Genomic DNA, 19,398 nt, shown 5'->3' with positions numbered 1-19,398 from the left:
TGACAGTGACATCTCCTGCACCTTCGTCGAGGGAACGAGCGAGGATAAGACGATGGCCCACTCTGCCCTGCCGGTGGCTGACACATGAGCCTGGTATTCATCGATTTTCTCACTTACCTGCTGTTCGGCCTGAAGCTCCTGGCGATCACCCTTGCCTCGTTGATGTTCCTGCTGGGCCTGGACGACCTGTTCATCGATCTGTGCTATTGGGGGCGCACGCTGATCCGGCGTTTTCGCATCTACGGCAAGTTCGAAAAGGCCGATGAGAAGCGCTTGTACGAAGTCCCGGAAAAACCTTTGGCCATCATGGTCCCTGCCTGGAACGAAGTTGGCGTGGTCGGTGAAATGGCGCGCCTGGCCGCTTCGACCATCGACTACGAGAACTATCAGATCTTTGTCGGCACCTACCCCAACGACCCGCAAACCCAGGCTGACGTGGACGCGGTGTGCCTGCACTTCCCCAACGTGCACAAAGTGGTCTGCGCCCGCCCCGGCCCCACCAGCAAGGCCGACTGCCTGAACAACATCATCGACGCGCTGCTGCGCTTCCAGCAGGACGCCGGCATCGAGTTCGCCGGTTTCATCCTGCATGACGCCGAAGACGTGATCTCGCCGATGGAGCTGCGCCTGTTCAACTACCTGCTGCCGAGCAAGGACATGATCCAGATCCCGGTGTATCCCTACGCACCGGAGTGGAAGGGCTTCACTGCCGGCCACTATGTCGACGAGTTTGCCGAAAACCACGGCAAGGACGTGATCGTGCGCGAAGCGCTGACCGGCCAGGTGCCCAGTGCTGGCGTCGGCACCTGCTTCAGCCGCCGCGCCATCAGCGCACTGCTCGAGGACGGTGACGGCATCGCCTTTGACGTACAGAGCCTGACCGAGGACTACGACATCGGCTTTCGCCTGAAGCAAAAAGGCATGAAGTGCATTTTCGCCCGCTACTCCATCACCGACCCGGCACTGACCCTGAAGCAGGATTGGCGCCCAGGCATGAGCCGCGAATTCTCCCAGGTGATCTGTGTGCGCGAGCACTTCCCGCGTGACTGGCAGCATGCCATCCGGCAGAAGTCGCGCTGGATCGTCGGCATCGTGTTCCAGGGCACCAGCAACCTCGGCTGGAGCCGCAAGGGCGCGCTCAACTATTTCCTATGGCGTGACCGCCGCGGGCTGTTCGCCTACCTGCTGAGCTTCCTGGTCAACCTGTTACTGCTGGTGTTGCTGGCCATGTGGCTAGTCACGGTCATTGCGCCGGAGTCGTGGCGCTTCATGTCGATCCTCAGCGACAGCTGGTTGCTGTCGACCCTGCTGTGGCTGAACGGCCTGATGCTGCTCAACCGGCTGTTCCAGCGCGCCTGGTTCGTCACCCGCTTCTATGGCATCGGCGAGGGCCTGCTGTCGGCACCGCGAATGATGTGGAGCAACTTCGTCAACTTTTTCGCCAACCTGCGTGCACTGCGCCAGGTAATGGAAATGGGCGATTCGCGGCGCGTGGCCTGGGACAAGACCACCCACGAGTTCCCCGCCATCGCCACCCCGGCTCGCACACCACTGGGCCAGCGCCTGGTGGCCAAGGGCCTGATCACCGACGAACAGTTGCAGCAGGCCATCACCAGCCCGGTTCGCAGGCGCCTGGGCCGCGAGTTGCTGCTGCGTGGCTGGCTGAACAGTGAGCAGTTGGTGGCCACCCTGGCCGAACAACTGGACCTGCCCTGGGCACCGCTGAACCCGTTCAAGCTCAGCCCGCAACTGATCGCCAAACTGCCGCGCAAGCTGGCCACCCATTACGGCGTATTGCCCGTGGACGAAGACGGCGGCACCCTGATCCTGGCCAGTGAAAGCCCGGTCAGCCAGGTGTCGCTGGGTGTGATCAGCCGCCAGCTGAAACGCCCGGTCAAGGCACGCCTGGCCCCCCAGGGCCGGGTCACGCTGGGCCTTCGCTACCACTACCCGAGCCCCTGGCAGCATCAAGAAACCCGAGACATGCTGGCTGTGCTTGAACGCCACCAGGACGATGAAGCGCTGCTGGAGCGGGTCAGCCATCACCAAGTCATGCTAGGCGCGCTGCTGCAGGTGCGCGGCATGGTCCCTGTCACCCTGTTCAACCAGGCGTTGATCGACTTCGACCCCGAACACCAAAGCCTCGGCGAGCACCTGATTGCCCGCGGCATCATCACCAGGCAGGTGCTGGAGCAGGCCCTGATCGAACAGGCCAGTGAACAACAAGTGGCGATTGATCTGACCCGGGAGGTGGCATGAAGCCGCGTTTTTCCCTTGCTTTCACTGGCCTGCTGCTGTGCTCCGCCGTCCTGCCCGTTGCCGCTTCGGCGCCGATGACCGACTTCCAGCGGTTCACCAGCTTTCCGTTCATGGACCGCAGCTATCGCGAGGCCAGGAAAGACAACTGGGCTGAAGTCGAGCGCCTGACCCGCCATGTGCTGGGCCGGGTACCGAACAACGACGAAGCCCGCGCCCTGCTGGTCGAAGCCCTGGCCCACCAGCGCCGTTACAAGGAGGCCCAAGCGCTGGCTGAACAGCTAGGCGACAGCCCCGAATATGCCGACGCGCTGCTGGAGCTGCGCCTGACCTGGATCGAGCAGGACCCGCCACCGGCCAGCCAGGTGGAACAATGGCTGGCCGCCAGCGACGGCAACCACCGGGTACAGCTGTGGCAGGCCTACAGCCTGAGCCTGGCCAAGTTTGGTGGCGCCGCCAAAGCGCTGGACTGGCTCAACCAACTGCCGCCCGGTGGGGACGGCCAGGTCCTGCGCCTGGCCCGGGCCACCTTCGCCGAACAGCTGCGCAACTGGAAAGAAACCATCGAGCAACTGCAGCCGCTGGCCGACACAGGCCAGTTGCCTGCCCAGGACTGGCAACGCCTGGCCAATGCCTATATCCAGCAAGTCGACGAAAAGGGCCTGACTGCGCTGCTGGCCCACGCCCCCTCCCCCGCAGCGGCCAACCAGACGCGGCTGGCCATGGCCAACCGCGCCATTGCCGTCGGCCACCACCAGCAGGCCCAACGCTGGCTGCAGTCGCTACCGCCTGATCAACTGCAGCAACCCGAGCAGCGCCAGCAACTTTGGCAACTGGCCCGCGAAGGCGACGATGCAGCGCTGGTGCGGCGCCTGAGCAACGACCTGCAGCGCCCCTGCCTTGAAACGGTCGACTGGCTGTCACATCAAGACCCGGACCTGGCCCGGGAACAGTTCAAGGCCTGCCCCGCCAACGCCGACCCTCAGGCCTATGCCGTGCTCAAGCAGCGCCTGTATGGCGCCCCGCCGCAGCCCCCGCAGCCGCGCACCGCCGCAGAATGGGAACAACGCTATCGGCAGACCGGCGACCTCGCCGCCCTGGAACAAACCACCTTCCTGTTGACCGAACAGGGCCACGGCGATCACGCACGGCACTTACTGGAGCAAGCCTACGACCGCCACCAGGGCCGCCTCGGCCCATCGCTGCTACAGCGTCTGGCCAACCTGTATGCCCGTGACGACGGGCCCCTGGACAGCCGCCGCATGCTCGGCCTGATACCCCGGGTCAACGCCGACACCCGCGCCCAGTTGCTCGGGCGGCTGGCCGAGGCCGGCCAGTGCGATGCCGTGCGCCAGGCAGTGCCGGCCACCCCGAGCGAATCTGGCCAGTACCGCGCCCTCGGCCGTTGCGCCATGCCCGACCAACCGGGTGAGGCGGTGGTCTACTACCAGGCTGCCGAGCGTTTGGGCGACCCTGGCAACCGTCTACCGCTGGCCTACGCACTCGAAGCGGCCGGCGACTCCGAAACCGCCCAGCCGATCTGGCGCAGCCTGCCAGACAGCGCCTTTACCGATAATGCCCGCCTCACCGCTGCCCGCGGCGCGCTGAATGCAGGCGACGCCGATGCAGCACGCCGCTACTGGGACGCTGCCGCGCACCAGAGCGCTGATGACTGGGCGCTGGGCGCCGCCATCGCCGAGCGCCAAGGTGACCCGCAGGCCGCGCTGGGCTTCCAGCGCCAGGCTCTGGCGCACAGCCCGCGCCCCGACCACTACTACGCCGCATCCAGCACCGCACAACTGGCCGGCGACAGTGCGCAGAGCACCGCCTGGCTGGCCGAAGCCGTGCGCCTGGCCCCCGACCAGCCGCGCTATCGCGCCGACTACGGCATGCGCCTGGCTGGCTCGACAGACAAGGCTCAGCGCATGCAATCGATCCCCTACCTTGAACACGCCACTCACGACTTCCCCGAGGACTACCGCCTTGGCGAAACACTCGCCTTGCGCTACGACGAACATGCCGACAGCGCTGCGGCACGCCGCGAACTGCGCCGCATCCTCGACGTAGAGCAGAACCTGGTCGACGGTGATGACGAATACGGCAGCCTGGAGGCACGCAAGTACCGCCAGCGCCGCGCCCACGAGAGCCTGTCACGTCGCGACACCATTACCCTGGCCAGCACCTGGTCGCCGGCCGGCACCTCGACCAACGACAAGTTTCTCGACAACGGCCAGCGCAGCGGCAGCTCGCGCCGGGCGCAATCGCAGAACGTGCAACTGGCCATGTGGGACCATGCCCTGGGCGAGGAGCCCAGCCGCAATGGCAGCACCCTGTCAGTGTATGGCCGGGTACTGTTCGGCGGCCAAAGCCGCACCGACTATGCCCAGAGCATGGGAACCGGTGTCGGCTTGCGCTACAAGCCGCTCGGCCAGGCCAACCTCAACCTGTATGCCGAGCTTTACCACCAGCGGCAGATCGACGAAGCACACTATCGCGGCCTCAGCCTTGGCCAGTTACTGAGCCCGGCCAAGGTCGGCGGCAACTGGGGCGATTTGCGCCACCACGCCGAATCGAGCAATGACCTGCTGCTGCGCGCCACCGCCTCGTTCCTCGACCAGGGAGGCTGGCGCAATGATTGGCGCATCGATGAGGACGACTGGAACGAACGGTTCCTCTACCTCGATGCTGCCTGGTGGACCCGCGCCGGCGACCATGCCTGGCTGTCGCGCTACCAGCAGGGCCACGCCTGGAAGCTGCCGGGCAGCTCGCCGCAAACCCTCATGCCCTACGGCTTTGTCGAGTTCTCCAGCCAGGACCCCAGCAACGACTGGCGCCAGGACGCCCGCGCCGGGGTTGGCGTGCGCTGGCAATGGTGGTTCGACGACGACCGCTACAACGCCTACCGCGGCTCGCTGAAAGTGCGTGCCGAGTACCAGCAATCGCTGGGCGGTAACCTCTACGAGCGCGCCAACGGTGTGCTGGTCGGTGCGGAGATGACCTTCTGATGCGTACGCTCATCGCCTTCTGCCTGCTGGCCCTGTGCCTACCGGCCACCGCTGACCAGCGCCTGTTCTACCAACCCCTCAACCGCGATGCCAGCGTCACACCCGCCCAGTGGCAGCAACTGTGGCAAGCCACCGCGGCCCAAGGTGGCAAAACCCTGATCGTGCAATGGAGTGCCTATGGCGACAGCGATTTCGGCGGTGCCCAGGGCTGGCTGGCCAACAGCCTGCGCACCGCGCGTGCCGAGGGCTTGCAGCTGGTGCTGGGGCTGTACATGGACCCGGCCTACTACCAGCGCCTCGACGAGCTGGATGGCGAGGGCCTGAACAGCTACTGGAAAGCGCAGCTGGGGCGCTCGCTCAGCCAGTACCAGCAACTGCGCCAGGCCTGGCAGTTGCCAGTGGACGGCTGGTACCTGCCCATGGAGCTGGACGACCAGCATCTGCGCGAGACCGAACGGCGCGATGCGCTGTACAGCCAGTTGCAGGCCTTCAACCGCCAGTTGGACAAGCCGTTGCATATCAGCGCCTTCAGCACAGGCAAGCTGACGCCGCGGGTCAATGCCGTCTGGCTGGATCAACTGGCCGGCTTGGGCTTGACTGTGTGGTGGCAGGATGGCGCCGGCACCGGGCGTTTGCCGGCGTTGGTGCGTCAGGGTTACGAGCAGGCGTTGCCGTGCCGGGTGGGTGTGGTGCGCGAGGCGTTCCGCCAGGTGAGCGCGCCGGAGCAGGCGTTTCGGGCGGAGCCCGCCGAGCCCAGGGTGGGTAGCGGGTGCCATGCCGAGGCAGTGTTTGCCTTGCGCTACCGGCCCTGGGCCCGGGGTATCTTGCCACAGCAATGAATTACCAGGGCCGGCCTCTTCGCGGATAAACCCACAGGTCCCCCACACCGTACGGTCCCTGTAGGAGCGGGTTTACCCGCGAAAGGTCCAAGCCTGAAAAAGTAGTAGCCTCAGGAGCCCACCGATGTTCAAGACCATCGAAGCCCACATACGCCAGCAGGTCGCGCCCGCCGCCCTGCGCGCCGAGTTCCGCCAGCACGAATTCGAGTCCATGCGCTCGTTCTGCCTGCTGGTATTCTCGATCAGCGTCCTGATCTGGCTGGTCTTCGACCTGATCGTCAGCTTCCTCGGCGACCAAGGCTTCACCTGGCTGTCCTTCCTGTTCATCGCCCTGCTCGGCAGCCTGATCGTAGTGCTGCATTTCACCCGCCGCAGCCATCACTTCGACGTGCTCAACCTGCTGTTCATTACCGTCATCACCCTGGGCATGCGCCTGGTGATCGAAGGCATCCCGATAGCCCTGCGCCCGGTGTGGTTGGTGCTCGGGGTGTCCACCGTGCTGTATGCCATGTCGGTGCTACCGGTGCGGCGCTGGTCATTCTTCTGCGCCATGGTCATCACCTGGGTGATGCTTAATCCGTTCTACCACACCCGCATCGAGCCCGATGCGCTCGAAGGCGCCATGCTGATCAGCTATGCCGTGTTTCTAAGCGGCCTGGTCAGCTACAGCTACCTGCAGATCCGCAAGGCCAAGCTGCACAATTTCTACCTGTCCAAGGTGTTGCTGGAGCAAGCCTACGTCGATGCCCTGACCGACATTCCCAACCGCCGCTCGTTCATGGCCCAGGCCGACCGCCAGCTGCGGATGGCGACGTCCGGGCAGTACCTGGCCATGATCGATATCGACAATTTCAAGCGGGTCAATGACCGTTTCGGCCATGACGTGGGCGACGAAGTGCTCAAGCGCGTGGCCCTGCATATCAAGACAAGCATGGCCGATCAGGCGTTTGCCCGGCTGGGAGGTGAAGAGTTCGCGATCTTCTTCGAAGGGCTGGATCAGCAAGGGGCCGAGCAGCGAGTGGCCGCGCTGTGCCAGCGCGTGCGCGAGGACGCTGGCGAGCACCCGGTCACCATCAGCATTGGCCTGGCCAAGGTCGACCGGGGAGAGAGCCTTACCACCGCGCTGGTCCGCGCCGATCAGGCATTATATGAAGCCAAGCACACTGGCAAGGACCGCTTTGTGTCGTGGTCCAGCGAGCTGGCAGAGCAGGATTAGCAGGCCCGTCTCTTCGCGGTTGCTGCGCCCCTATCCGCCGGCGGGCAAACGAATCCTGAACTGCGCCCCACCCAGCGCCGACTGCGCCAGGGTCAAGGTGCCACCCTGCCCCTCGATCGCCCGCCGGCTGATGGCCAACCCCAGGCCAAAACCACCGGTGTTGCGATCGCGACTGCGGTCCAGACGGTAGAACGGCTGGAAAACCCGCTCGCGCTCCTCCACAGGGACGCCAATCCCGTCATCCTCCACCGTCAGCAGGCAGGCGCCATCGGCTTCCAGGCGCAAGCGCAGCAGCAGGCTTTCATCGCAATAGCGCATGGCATTGCGCACCAGGTTCTGCACCGCGCGCGCCGTCAGTCGCGGGTCCAGTACAAAGCGCGGCAACTCACCCTCGGCCCGCACCTCCCACTGGATACCCCGGCCATCGAGTTCCTCGGCAAAGCCCCCAAGCACACTGTCGACCAGCTCCAGCAGCGATACCTCCACCCGCTCCCGCGCCTGGTCGGCGTTGTACAACCGGCTATAGGACAGCAGCTCCAGCACCAGTTCATCCAGCTCGCGCACATGCCCGACCAGTTCCAGCAGGCGCTTGCGGCTGGCTGGCGGCACTTCGTCGAACAGCAGCACCAGGCCGAAGTCCAGCCGGGTCAGTGGCGTGCGTAACTCGTGCGATACCGCATTGAGCAGTTCACGCTGCTGGTTGACATGGCGTTCCAGGTCACTGGCCATGGTGTCGAATACCCCGGCCAGTTCACCAATGTTGGAGTGAGGCGAAATGTGCGTACGCTCGGCCATCTGCCCCTGGCCCAGGCGCCGAGCGGTCTCCTTGAGGCGCTCCAGATCACGCCAGTGCGGCCAAACCCACAGCAGCAGGCAACCCAGCATGGCTGCACCAATCAACACGGTCACGCCCCACGACAGCACGTTGATGTCCAGCGGGTCTGGCGGGGAATGCAGGCGTATCAGCCACTCCTTGTCCAGCGGCGCCAACACCGTCTCGTAATAGCCCCACTCGGCAATGCGCACTGCGTACAGACCCTGCTCCAGGCGCGCCTGCTCCTCATCGCTCAAACCGGCCTGATCCCTGCGCAGCAGCTGCAGTTCCAGCGGTGCGAAATCACTGGCCAGTTCCTGCTCCACCGCTGGCCACTGCTCGCGCGGAGCCTGGCGGAACTGGCGCACGATCAACGCTTGTACACCCTTGGCCTGGTCCAGGTTGTAGGCCATGAACCGGTCGCGGAACAGGCCGACGATGGTGTCAGGGATGAACAGCAACGCGCCGGTGTAGGCGACGATGATCACCAGGTACAACCGCACCAGGATCTTGAGCATGGCCGATCAGCACTCCCACTCGACACGGCTGAACAGGTAGCCCTTGCCCCACACGGTCTTGATCTTGCGCGCTTCGCCGGCGTTGTCGTCGAACTTGCGCCGCAGTTTGGAAATGGCCACGTCAACGGAGCGATCGGTGCCATTGAACTCGATGCCACGCAGCTGTTGCAGGATACGGTCGCGGTTCATCACCTCACCAGCATTGCGCGCCAGCACCACCAGCAGGTTGTACTCACCGCTGGACAGCTCCACCTCCTCGCCGCGCCAACTCACCGTGCGCTCGGCCAGGTCGATACGCAGGCCACCAATCAGGATCAGGTCGTTGTCCAGGCGCGGTTCGTTGACACTGCTGCGGCGCAGCAGCGTGCGCACCCGGGCCAGCAGCACGCGTGGCTCACAGGGTTTGGTCACGTAGTCGTCGGCCCCCATTTCCAGGCCTAGCACCTGGTCATGGCTATCGTCGCGGGCCGTCAGCATGAGGATTGGCAGGGTCTGCGACTCCTGGCGCAGCAGCCGGCACAGCTGCAGGCCATCGATGCCCGGCAGCATCAGGTCAAGGATGACCAGGTCAGGCCTTTGCCGACGGTACTCGTCCAGCACATGATCGCCCCGGGCGATCACCTGGACATGGAAGTCGTTGCGTTGCAGGTAGCTCGCGATCAGCTCGGACAGGGCGCTGTCGTCTTCGACCAGGAAAATGTTCGGCATAGGTGCTTGGGCGTCTGGGTTGAAGTAAGCCTGTGGCGAGCGCTTCGCGGGTAAACCCGCTGCTGCAGGTCCCCGTAGGAGCGGGTTCACCCGCGAAGAGGCCAGCACAGGCCCATGCAGAATATAGAACCCAACCACTCGACAGGATCATTCTTCACACTTTTTCACACTCGCCCTACAGGTATTAACAGCCGCCCAGGCAGCGTCTGCCTTAGCATATACACGGTCATCATCGGAAGATCCGCATGCCTACTACCCTCTCCCCGTGCCTGCGCCCGTTGGCGCTCATGGCCTTGCTGAGCCTGTCCCTGGCCGGCTGCAGCGACAGCGCCGAGCCAGACGAACAGGCCCCCACCGCGCAAGTGCGCGTAGAAACCCTGCAACTGCAGCCACTGGCCATCAGCAGTGAACTCAGCGGCCGTATCCTCGCGCCACGCACCGCCGAAGTGCGTGCGCGGGTCGCAGGCGTGGTGCTCAAGCGGGTGTACCGCGAAGGCAGCGACGTCAAGCAGGGTGATGTACTGTTCCTGATCGACCCGGCGCCGTTCAAGGCCGACCATGACAGCGCCCGCGCCACACTGGCCAAGGCCGAAGCCACCCGGTACCAGGCGCGCCTGCAAGAGCAGCGCTACCGCGAGCTGGTCGACGACAAAGCCGTCAGCCGCCAGGAATACGACAACGCCAAGGCCAGTTTCCTGCAGGCCGATGCCGAAGTGGCCGAAGCCAGGGCGGCGCTGGAGCGCGCCCGGCTGAACCTCGGCTATGCCACCGTGACCGCGCCGATCTCCGGCCGTATCGGCCGCGCCCAGGTCACCGAAGGCGCGCTGGTCGGGCAAAACGAAACCACCCCGCTGGCGACCATCCAGCAGTTGGACCCGATCCATGCCGATGTCACCCAGTCTACCCGCGAGCTCAACGCCCTGCGCCGCGCCCTGCGCGCCGGCGAATTGCAGCAGGTGGGCGACGGCCAGGCACGCGCCACGCTGATCCAGGATGACGGCAGCGCCTACCCGCTGCCGGGCAAGCTGCTGTTCTCCGACATCAGCGTCGACCCCAGCACCAACCAGATCACCCTGCGCAGCGAGTTCCCCAACCCGGACCTCGACCTGCTGCCAGGCAGCTACGTGCGGGTACGCCTGGAGCAAGCGGTGCAACCCAAGGGCCTGAGCGTGCCGCAACGCGCCATCCTGCGCGACAGCGCCGGTGTGCCCAAGGTGCTGGTGGTAGACCAGCACGCCCGGGTCAGCGACCGCCAGGTTGTACTGGGCAGCGCCCAGGGTGACCGCTGGATCGTCAGCGAGGGCCTGGCGGCCGGTGAGCGGGTGGTGGTCGAGGGCCTGCAGCACGTCAAGGCCGGTGACCAGGTGCAGGTCGACAACACGCCCGCTGCCCCACCCATCGCACAGCATACCGGCCAGTGAGGGCCTGATTCATGCCGCAATTCTTCATCGATCGCCCGGTATTCGCCTGGGTGGTCGCACTGTTCATCCTGCTGGCTGGCGCGCTGGCCATCCCGCAACTGCCGGTGGCCCAGTACCCCAACGTGGCACCGCCGCAGGTGGAAATCTACGCCGTGTACCCGGGTGCCTCGGCGGCGACCATGGACGAAAGCGTGGTCAGCCTGATCGAACAGGAGCTCAACGGCGCCGACAACCTGCTGTACTTCGAGTCGCAGAGCAGCCTGGGCAGCGCCACCATCACCGCCACCTTCGCCCCGGGTACCCACCCGGACCTGGCCCAGGTCGACGTGCAGAACCGCCTGAAAGTGGTCGAGTCGCGCCTGCCGCGCCCGGTCACCCAGCAGGGCCTGCAGGTGGAGAAAGTGTCCACCGGCTTCCTGCTGTTGGCGACCCTCACCTCCGAAGACGGCAAGCTCGATGAAACCGCGCTGTCGGACATCCTTGCACGTAACGTGATGGACGAGATCCGCCGCCTCAAGGGCGTCGGCAAGGCCCAGTTGTATGGCTCCGAACGGGCCATGCGCATCTGGATCGACCCGCGCAAGCTGATCGGTTTCAACCTCACGCCCAACGATGTAGCCGAAGCCATCGCCGCGCAGAACGCCCAGGTCGCCCCTGGCAGCATCGGCGATCTGCCCAGCCGCAGCACCCAGGAAATCACCGCCAACGTGGTGGTCAAAGGCCAGTTGAGCAGCCCCGACGAGTTTGCTGCCATTGTCCTGCGTGCCAACCCGGACGGCTCCACGGTCACCATCGGGGATGTCGCCCGGGTTGAAATCGGTGCCCAGGAATACCAGTACGGCACGCGCCTGAACGGCAAACCGGCCACGGCCTTCAGCCTGCAGTTGTCACCCGGCGCCAACGCCATGGAAACCGCTACCCTGGTACGGGCGAAGATGCAGGACCTGGCGCGCTACTTCCCGGAAGGCGTCAAGTACGACATCCCCTACGACACCTCGCCGTTCGTCAAGGTGTCGATCGAGCAGGTCATCAACACCCTGTTCGAGGCCATGCTGCTGGTGTTCGCAGTCATGTTCCTGTTCCTGCAGAACCTGCGCTACACGCTGATCCCGACCCTGGTCGTGCCAGTGGCATTGATGGGCACCTTCGCCGTGATGCTGGCCATGGGCTTCTCGGTCAATGTGCTGACACTGTTCGGCATGGTGCTGGCCATCGGCATTCTGGTCGACGATGCCATCGTGGTGGTGGAGAACGTCGAGCGCATCATGGCCGAAGAAGGCTTGCCGCCCAAGCAAGCCACGCGCAAGGCCATGGGCCAGATCAGCGGTGCAATCGTCGGCATCACGCTGGTGCTGGTGGCGGTATTCCTGCCCATGGCCTTCATGCAAGGCTCGGTGGGGGTGATCTACCAGCAGTTCTCGCTGTCGATGGCGGTGTCGATCCTGTTCTCGGCGTTTCTCGCCCTCAGCCTGACCCCGGCATTGTGCGCCACCCTGCTCAAGCCCGTGGCCAAGGGCGAGCACCATGAACGCAAAGGCTTCTTCGGCTGGTTCAATCGCCGCTTCGAAAGCATGAGCAACGGCTACCAGCGCTGGGTAGTGCAGGCGCTCAAGCGCAGCGGCCGCTACCTGCTGGTGTACGCGGTGCTGCTGGCGGTGCTGGGCTACGGTTTCAGCCAGCTGCCTACGGCGTTCCTGCCTACCGAAGACCAAGGCTACACCATCACCGACATTCAGCTGCCGCCGGGCGCCAGCCGCATGCGCACCGAACAGGTAGCCGCGCAGATCGAGGCGCACAACGCCGAAGAACCGGGCGTGGGCAACACCACCTTGATCCTCGGCTTCAGCTTCTCCGGTAGCGGGCAGAACGCGGCGCTGGCCTTCACCACCCTCAAGGACTGGTCCGAGCGCGGCGCCGACGACAGCGCCCAGTCGATCGCCGACCGCGCGACCATGGCCTTCACCCAGCTCAAGGACGCGATTGCCTATTCGGTACTGCCGCCCCCCATTGACGGCCTCGGTGAGTCGACCGGTTTCGAATTTCGCCTTCAGGACCGTGGCGGCATGGGCCACGCCGAGCTGATGGCAGCCCGTGACCAGCTGCTCGAAAGCGCCAGCAAAAGCAAGGTGCTGACCAACGTGCGCGAAGCCTCGCTGGCGGAAAGCCCGCAGGTGCAACTGGAAATCGACCGCCGCCAGGCTAATGCACTGGGTGTGTCGTTTGCCGATATCGGCACGGTGCTGGACGTGGCCGTGGGCTCCAGCTACGTCAACGATTTCCCCAACCAGGGCCGCATGCAGCGGGTGGTGGTGCAGGCCGAAGGTGACCAGCGCAGCCAGGTCGAAGACTTGCTGAACATTCACGTGCGCAACGACAGCGGCAAGATGGTGCCACTGGGCGCGTTCGTGCAGGCCAGGTGGGTCAGCGGCCCGGTGCAACTGACCCGCTACAACGGTTACCCGGCGGTGTCGATCTCAGGCGAGCCTGCCGCCGGCTACAGCTCGGGCGAGGCCATGGCCGAAGTCGAGCGGCTGGTGGCGCAGCTACCGGCCGGTACCGGTCTGGAATGGACCGGCCTGTCACTGCAGGAGCGGCTGTCCGGTAGCCAGGCCCCCCTGCTGATGGCGCTGTCGCTGCTGGTGGTGTTCCTGTGCCTGGCAGCGCTGTACGAAAGCTGGTCGATCCCGACTGCGGTGCTGCTGGTCGTTCCGCTCGGTGTGCTCGGTGCGGTGCTGGCGGTGACCTTGCGCGGCATGCCCAACGACGTGTTCTTCAAGGTTGGCCTGATTACCCTGATCGGCCTGTCGGCGAAGAACGCCATCCTGATCATCGAGTTCGCCAAGCATCTGGTTGACCAGGGCGTGGACGCCGCCGACGCCGCCGTGCAAGCGGCCCGCCTGCGCCTGCGGCCGATCGTGATGACGTCGCTGGCGTTCATCCTCGGCGTGGTGCCCCTGGCCATCGCCAGCGGCGCAAGCTCTGCCAGCCAGCAGGCGATTGGCACCGGGGTGATCGGCGGCATGCTCAGCGCCACCCTGACGGTGGTGTTCGTGCCGGTGTTCTTCGTGGTGGTGATGCGCCTGTCCGGGCGACGCCAGGCGCATGACAGCGACGGGCAACCCGTGCCCCGCGAAAGCTGACTGGACAAGCCCCGCCTGAAATGGGAGGGTTCTCGGCAATGACTGCCCGGAACCCTTTTTCATGCCTGACGCACTCCCCCCCTGCTCCATCCTCATTCTCGCCGGTGGCCGCGGCCAGCGCATGGGCGGCCGTGACAAGGGCCTGGTGGACTGGCAAGGCGAGCCGTTGATTGCACATGTTCATCGAGCGGTGCGGCCACTGAGCGACGACCTGGTGATTTCCTGCAATCGCAACCAGGCGGCATACCAGGCATACGCCGACCGGTTGGTGGGCGATGCAGAAGCCGACTTCCCCGGGCCGCTGGCGGGGGTGATTGCCGGGCTCAGGGTGGCACGTCATGCGTGGGTGGTGGTGCTGGCTTGCGATGCGCCGCTGGTTGATCGCGAATTGATCGAGGGCCTGCTGCGGTTGGCAGTGGCCGGTAACAGCGCGGCAATGGTGCGTCAGGGTGGTTTCTGGCAGCCGATGTTCAGCGTACTGCCCAAGCGGGTGTTGCCGGTGCTGGAGCAGGCCTGGGCAGCGGGTGAGCGGAGTTTGCAGAAGGCCCTGCTGCGCGAGGCGGTGCAAGGGCTGGAGTGCGCCGAGAGTGATCGCCGGCTAAGCAACTTCAACAGCCCGGAGCGGCTGCAGGACTGAGGGCATGACACCGTTAACACAGGTAGTTCACTGGCCAGCAGGGCCGCCCTTTCGCGGGTGAACCCGCTCCTACGGGCGAGCGCGCAGGCGGTTCAAATCTTGGGCAAGGCCGTTGCTTTCAGCTCTTCGACACTGATCTCGCGCATCCGGAATTTCTGCACCTTGCCCGTCACCGTCATCGGGAACTCGTCGACAAAACGGAAATACCGGGGCACCTTGAAGTGCGCAATCCTTGCCCTCGCCCACTCACGCAACTCTACCTCACTGACAGCATGCCCCGGGTGCAGCCGCACCCAGGCCACGATCTCTTCACCGTACTTGCTGCAGGGCACGCCAATCACCTGCACATCGGCCACCGCCGGGTGGGTGAAGAAGAACTCCTCCAGCTCGCGCGGGTAAATGTTCTCGCCGCCGCGAATGATCATGTCCTTGCTGCGCCCGACAATACGCACATAGCCCTGCTCGTCCATCACCGCCAGGTCGCCGGTGTGCATCCAGCCCTCTGCGTCGATGCTCTCGGCGGTGGCTTTGGGGTTGTTCCAGTAACCCAGCATCACGCTGTAGCCGCGGGTGCACAGTTCACCGATCTCGCCACGCGGGACAGTGTTGCCTTCAGCGTCCACCACCTTGCTCTCCAGCCGGGGCTGGGTGCGACCGACGCTGGTCACGCGACGCTCCAGGTCGTCAGCGGCACCGGTCTGCAAGGACACCGGGCTGGTCTCGGTCATGCCATAGGCAATCTGCACTTCGGCCATGTGCATCTCGCCAATCACCCGGCGCATCACCTCGATCGGGCAGGTCGCACCGGCCATGATCCCGGTGCGCAGGCTCGACAGGTCGAATTCACCACGCTGTGGATGGTCCAGTTCGGCAATGAACATGGTCGGCACGCCATACAGCGCAGTGGCTTTTTCCTGCGCCACTGCGCGCAGCGTGGCCAGCGGGTCGAAGGCATCGCTGGGGTAAATCAGTGCGCTGCCGTGTGTCATGCAGCCAAGGTTGGCCATGACCATGCCGAAGCAGTGGTACAGCGGCACCGGCACCACCAGCCGATCGTGCTCGGTAAGGCCCAGGCTTTCACCGACCATGTACCCGTTGTTGAGGATATTGCTGTGGCTAAGGGTGGCCCCCTTGGGGAAACCGGTGGTGCCTGAGGTGTACTGGATGTTGATCGGGTCGTCGCAACGCAGTTGTGCCTGGCGCGCGGCCAGGGCCTCGCCGCTGACAACCTCGGCACGGGCCTGCAATGCGTGCCAGGCCAGAAACCCCGGCGGTGGCGACAGCGCCAGGCTGACCACGCCACGCAGTTCGGGGAACCGCTCGCAGATCAGCGCACCCGGTTGGCTGCTGGCCAGGCCCGGGAGCAGGCCCTGCAGCATGGCGTGGTAATCGGACGTCTTGAATGCGTCGGCACAGATCACCCAGCGGCAGCCGGACTGGCCAAGGGCATAGTCCAGTTCGCTGGAACGGTAGGCCGGGTTGATGTTGACCAGGATCGCGCCAACCTTGGCGCTGGCGAACTGGGTAATGCACCACTCGGCGCAGTTGGGTGCCCAGATGCCAAGACGGTCACCGGGCTGCACGCCCAGGGCCATCAGCGCGCGGGCGTGCTGGTCGACGGCATCGGCCAGTTGCCGCCACGTGTAGCGCAGGGCCTGATGGTGAACCACCAGCGCCTCACGGTCGGGGAAGCGGGCTACGGTGGCGTCGAAGGCGTCGCCGATGCATTGGGTCAGCAGGGGCTTGTCCTGGGTGCCCTGGGTGTAGCTTGGCTGGGGCATGGGCGTTCTCTTGCTGTTCTTGTGTTTTCTGTGCTGGCCTCTTCGCGGGTGAACCCGCTCCTACACAGGAGGCGCCACATTTGGGGCCTGTGGAGGTTTTCGTCGGCGCGGGTTTACCCGCGAAGAAGCACACACCGGTTTAGCGAACGAACACCTGCGGCGTCGTGGTAGACATGTCACCACCCGGCAACTTGATGTTCTTCACCTTTTCCAGCGTATCCGGGTTGAACACCGCCAGGTCGTTGAAGGTGCCGCCCAGGTAAAGCTTGTCGCCCTTCTTGTCGAACGTCACGCAGTAGTAGGTGTGCTCCAGATTAGCCGCCTTGATCAGCTTGCGCTGTTTGATGTCGTACTTGGCCAGGCGGTTGAGCACGCCGTAGATCTGGTTCGGGTCTTTGGGCGAGCGCAGGCCGGTGAAGTACAGCTCGGTCAGGTCGGCGAACTCCTGGGTGTGGGTCTTGCCGGTCTTCAGGTCGATGCTCAGGTAGCCATACAGCGGTTCGGCGGTGGCCGGGTCCTGCTTGTCATCCTTGAACCTGGCAATGGTGTACAGCATGGTGAACTCATGGCGCGGGCTCTGGTGCGGCCAGAAGTACAGCACGTCCGGGGCGCTGTAGCCTTTGCGGTTCCAGTTGCGCAGCGGCAGGGCTACCGAGTATTTGCCGGTCTTCACGTCCATCTTGTAAATGTCCGGCCCGGCAACGTACAGGCTGCCATCGTCGGAGGCGCGCATCAGGTACACCTGGCGCGGCATCGGGAAGGTGCGTACGGGTTTGGCCTGAAGGCCATCAGCGGTGCTGAACACCTCCAGCCGCGGTGGTTTGACCACGTAATGGTCGTTCAGCCTCTGGGTCGGGTTGACCGTGGCATACACCTCTTTGCCGTCTGGGCTGATGGCGAACGAATAGATCGACCGGCCGACTTCACCGGCTACGCTGGACAGGTTGGCGTGGAAGGTGTTCTTGCAGGTGTCCAGGTCGATGCCGTAAATGTCGCCGTAATGGTTGTTGAGCACGTAGGCGGTGCGGTTGTCCGGCGCCATCATTGCGGTGCCAGGGCCGAACTTGTCGGGCATCCGGCAGCTCTTGTAGACCGTGTCAATGGCCACATCGACCACATGCAGGTTGTTCGGGTAGTTGGTCACGATCATGTATTCGTGGCCAGCCTTGAGTGCCGGGCCAGTGTCGTCGGCCTGTGCCTGCCCGGCGCAAGCCATGGCGGCGATGGTGAGCGCCAATGGCGCGCAGCGTCCAGCTTTCATGCGGTTTCCCCTTGTCATTCTTGTTGGGCCGTCACTTGTCTTTCGGGAACACGGTGCCGAGGTTGCGCCAGTCCTCTGCCGAGTTGGACGCCTGGGCGTTCCAGTCCTGGTAGGTGCTCATCATGTCCGGCACCTGGGCCGGCCACCAGCAAGGGTCGGAACAACCATAAAGGTCAGCCTCCATCGGCTGGCACAGCGAGCTCACGCCGCCAAAGGCGTCCACCTCCCAGCCTGGGTCGGTAGTGGCCGTGCAGCCTGCCACCGCGCTCATTGCCATCACTTCTTCGACACGGTCTTCGGCGGCGGCCTGCTCCAGGATGCGCGCCTTGTTGTTCAGGGGCTTCAAGTGCTTCATGTCAATGCGCCTTCCGCGGGGTGATGTAGCGATCGATGAAGGCCGGGTTGACGGCCATGATGCGGCTGTAGACTTCAATGCCGAAGTCCACCCAGTCGCGCATCAGTTCGCAGTAGTGGTAAGTCGGGTGCTGCGGGTCGCCGTAGCGCGCATAGCTTTCGTGGTAGCAGCCGCCGGAGCACAGGTTGCGAATACGGCAGCTTTCACAGCCGGTGTTGCTGCGGTCCAGGCGCTGCGACAGGAAGTCGTTGAGCTGCGCCTGCTTCACGCCCTGGTGCACGTTACCGAAGGTGGGCAGGCTGGAGCCGGTGAAGCGGTGGCACAGGTTCAGCTCACCTTCGTGGTCCACCGCCAGCATCTTCAACCCGGCGCCACACGGCAGGGCCTTCTTGTGGCCTTCGTGGATGTCGGTGATCAACTGGTGCAGGTTGGAGAAGCCGATGTTGCGGTGCTCCAGTGCCGCTTCCAGGTAGCGCCGGCCGAGTGCCTTCATGTTGGCGAAGACCTGCACCAGCTCTTCGCCAGTGAGGTTGAAGTCGGCCATGTCGCCAGAGGTAACCGGGGCAAAGCCGACCTCGGCGAAACCCATTTCGTTGAACAGGTGGTTCCAGATGGTTTCAACGTCGGTAATGCCACGGGTCAGCGTGACCCGCGCCCCCACCGGCCGGCTGGTGTAGCGCGACAGCAGCAGGTCGGCCTTGCGCCGCACCACGTCATAGGTGCCCTGCCCGCCCACGGTGATACGGTTGCGGTCGTGCACGGTCTTGGGGCCATCGATGCTGATCGACAGGCCAAAGCGGTGGGCGTTGAGCCAATCGATGATTTCTTCGGTCAGCAAGGTAGCGTTGGTGGTCATGATGAACTCCACCTGCTTGCCCGCCTCGGCGAACCGCCGCTCGCAGTAAGCCACCATGTGCTCGATCAACGGCCGGTTGGACAGCGGTTCGCCACCGAAGAACACCACGCTGTAGCGCTGCTCGTTGGGTGATTCCTTGAGCAGCATCTCCACCGAGGCTTCGGCGGTGGTGGTACTCATCTTCTTGCCGGCGGAAGGCTTGTCCAGGTCTTCCTTGTAGCAATAGGTGCAGCTGAGGTTGCAACCGGTGTTGACGTTGAGCACCACGGTGTTGAGCGCGGTGCGCTCGACTTGCCTGAGGGCGATTTCCGGGGTCAGCGGCGAGCCGTCGCTGACCAGCTCCAGCGCGATCAGTTCGCGCAGGGTGTCCTGGATATCCTCGCCGGCAAACTGCTGGCCAAGGCGCTGCATCAGCTCCTCGGCCGAGCAGCCTTGCTGGCGCAAGGTGTCGATGATGCCGCCGGTCACCGCGTCAGCGGTGAACAGCGAACTGCTGGGGATATGGAACAGCATGCGGTCGGCATCAACCTGTACTTCGTGCAGGTTGCGTTCGACCAGGTTCAGTAGTACGCCCATGGCGACCTCCCGATA

General features: G+C 64.6%; 13 protein-coding genes. 7 read left to right on the top strand and 6 right to left on the bottom strand.

The features are described 5' to 3' along the window. Window positions 1–84: 84 nt before the first annotated feature. The 4 genes from nfrB to LU682_RS12765 all read left to right on the top strand — a co-directional run bounded on the left by nfrB (window position 85) and on the right by LU682_RS12765 (window position 7,316). Entirely contained in the window at window positions 85–2,259 is a 2,175-nt protein-coding gene (gene nfrB / locus LU682_RS12780; protein WP_010954314.1) for a cyclic di-3',5'-guanylate-activated glycosyltransferase NfrB, read from the top strand. Then, a complete protein-coding gene (locus tag LU682_RS12775; protein ID WP_060489433.1) occupies window positions 2,256–5,261 on the top strand; it encodes a phage receptor in 3,006 nt (1,001 codons plus the stop codon). The genes nfrB and LU682_RS12775 overlap by 4 nt, the downstream gene beginning before the upstream one ends. Then, window positions 5,261–6,100 carry a DUF4434 family protein gene (locus tag LU682_RS12770; protein WP_010954317.1) on the top strand — a complete coding sequence of 280 codons (840 nt, stop codon included), beginning with the start codon at window positions 5,261–5,263 and terminating at the stop codon, window positions 6,098–6,100. Before LU682_RS12775 ends, LU682_RS12770 begins: the two co-directional genes overlap by 1 nt. 124 nt (window positions 6,101–6,224) lie before the next feature. Then, window positions 6,225–7,316 (top strand): GGDEF domain-containing protein, encoded by a 1,092-nt coding sequence (locus tag LU682_RS12765; RefSeq protein ID WP_010954318.1) that lies wholly within the window; start codon window positions 6,225–6,227, stop codon window positions 7,314–7,316. A gap of 30 nt (window positions 7,317–7,346) precedes the next feature. Here LU682_RS12765 and LU682_RS12760 read toward each other — a convergent pair whose 3' ends face one another. Further along, window positions 7,347–8,648, bottom strand: a complete 1,302-nt coding sequence (locus tag LU682_RS12760; protein ID WP_232857240.1) for an ATP-binding protein — start codon at window positions 8,646–8,648, stop codon at window positions 7,347–7,349. A 6-nt stretch (window positions 8,649–8,654) separates the two neighbouring features. Beyond that, window positions 8,655–9,356 (bottom strand): response regulator, encoded by a 702-nt coding sequence (locus tag LU682_RS12755; protein ID WP_019437505.1) that lies wholly within the window; start codon window positions 9,354–9,356, stop codon window positions 8,655–8,657. Window positions 9,357–9,601: 245 nt separating this feature from the next. Here LU682_RS12755 and LU682_RS12750 point away from each other — a divergent pair, with 245 nt between their 5' ends. The 3 genes from LU682_RS12750 (at window position 9,602) to mobA (ending at window position 14,554) form a co-directional block, all read left to right on the top strand. After that, the gene (locus LU682_RS12750; protein ID WP_010954321.1) at window positions 9,602–10,777 is read left to right on the top strand and encodes an efflux RND transporter periplasmic adaptor subunit; all 1,176 of its coding nucleotides are present in this window, start codon (window positions 9,602–9,604) and stop codon (window positions 10,775–10,777) included. 11 nt (window positions 10,778–10,788) lie between these two features. Then, entirely contained in the window at window positions 10,789–13,917 is a 3,129-nt protein-coding gene (locus tag LU682_RS12745) for a multidrug efflux RND transporter permease subunit (RefSeq protein ID WP_060489429.1), read from the top strand. 61 nt (window positions 13,918–13,978) lie between these two features. Further along, window positions 13,979–14,554 (top strand): molybdenum cofactor guanylyltransferase MobA, encoded by a 576-nt coding sequence (gene mobA / locus LU682_RS12740; protein ID WP_010954323.1) that lies wholly within the window; start codon window positions 13,979–13,981, stop codon window positions 14,552–14,554. A 92-nt stretch (window positions 14,555–14,646) separates the two neighbouring features. Here mobA and LU682_RS12735 read toward each other — a convergent pair whose 3' ends face one another. From LU682_RS12735 to peaB, 4 genes are all read right to left on the bottom strand, one after another. Beyond that, window positions 14,647–16,335 carry a fatty acid CoA ligase family protein gene (locus LU682_RS12735; protein ID WP_010954324.1) on the bottom strand — a complete coding sequence of 563 codons (1,689 nt, stop codon included), beginning with the start codon at window positions 16,333–16,335 and terminating at the stop codon, window positions 14,647–14,649. Between the two features lie 139 nt (window positions 16,336–16,474). Then, window positions 16,475–17,596: a quinohemoprotein amine dehydrogenase subunit beta gene (gene peaD, locus LU682_RS12730; RefSeq protein ID WP_060489426.1), complete on the bottom strand. Its 1,122-nt coding sequence runs from the start codon at window positions 17,594–17,596 to the stop codon at window positions 16,475–16,477. A 31-nt stretch (window positions 17,597–17,627) separates the two neighbouring features. Then, window positions 17,628–17,951 (bottom strand): quinohemoprotein amine dehydrogenase subunit gamma, encoded by a 324-nt coding sequence (qhpC, locus tag LU682_RS12725; protein WP_004375838.1) that lies wholly within the window; start codon window positions 17,949–17,951, stop codon window positions 17,628–17,630. Between the two features lies 1 nt (window position 17,952). Beyond that, complete coding sequence (peaB, locus tag LU682_RS12720) at window positions 17,953–19,383, bottom strand: quinohemoprotein amine dehydrogenase maturation protein (RefSeq protein WP_010954326.1); 1,431 nt, start codon at window positions 19,381–19,383, stop codon at window positions 17,953–17,955. Between the last annotated feature and the right edge of the window lie 15 nt (window positions 19,384–19,398).

Source organism: Pseudomonas alloputida, assembly GCF_021283545.2.
GTDB lineage: Bacteria > Pseudomonadota > Gammaproteobacteria > Pseudomonadales > Pseudomonadaceae > Aquipseudomonas > Aquipseudomonas alloputida.
This window is presented reverse-complemented; position numbering and strand designations above follow the sequence as displayed.

Excerpts from the sequence above, each read along its gene's own strand:
- nfrB (WP_010954314.1), top strand. The coding sequence starts at position 85 with ATGAGCCTGGTATTCATCGATTTTCTCACTTACCTGCTGTTCGGCCTG.
- LU682_RS12775 (WP_060489433.1), top strand. The coding sequence starts at position 2,256 with ATGAAGCCGCGTTTTTCCCTTGCTTTCACTGGCCTGCTGCTGTGCTCC.
- LU682_RS12770 (WP_010954317.1), top strand. The coding sequence starts at position 5,261 with ATGCGTACGCTCATCGCCTTCTGCCTGCTGGCCCTGTGCCTACCGGCC.
- LU682_RS12765 (WP_010954318.1), top strand. The coding sequence starts at position 6,225 with ATGTTCAAGACCATCGAAGCCCACATACGCCAGCAGGTCGCGCCCGCC.
- LU682_RS12760 (WP_232857240.1), bottom strand. The coding sequence starts at position 8,648 with ATGCTCAAGATCCTGGTGCGGTTGTACCTGGTGATCATCGTCGCCTAC.
- LU682_RS12755 (WP_019437505.1), bottom strand. The coding sequence starts at position 9,356 with ATGCCGAACATTTTCCTGGTCGAAGACGACAGCGCCCTGTCCGAGCTG.
- LU682_RS12750 (WP_010954321.1), top strand. The coding sequence starts at position 9,602 with ATGCCTACTACCCTCTCCCCGTGCCTGCGCCCGTTGGCGCTCATGGCC.
- LU682_RS12745 (WP_060489429.1), top strand. The coding sequence starts at position 10,789 with ATGCCGCAATTCTTCATCGATCGCCCGGTATTCGCCTGGGTGGTCGCA.
- mobA (WP_010954323.1), top strand. The coding sequence starts at position 13,979 with ATGCCTGACGCACTCCCCCCCTGCTCCATCCTCATTCTCGCCGGTGGC.
- LU682_RS12735 (WP_010954324.1), bottom strand. The coding sequence starts at position 16,335 with ATGCCCCAGCCAAGCTACACCCAGGGCACCCAGGACAAGCCCCTGCTG.
- peaD (WP_060489426.1), bottom strand. The coding sequence starts at position 17,596 with ATGAAAGCTGGACGCTGCGCGCCATTGGCGCTCACCATCGCCGCCATG.
- qhpC (WP_004375838.1), bottom strand. The coding sequence starts at position 17,951 with ATGAAGCACTTGAAGCCCCTGAACAACAAGGCGCGCATCCTGGAGCAG.
- peaB (WP_010954326.1), bottom strand. The coding sequence starts at position 19,383 with ATGGGCGTACTACTGAACCTGGTCGAACGCAACCTGCACGAAGTACAG.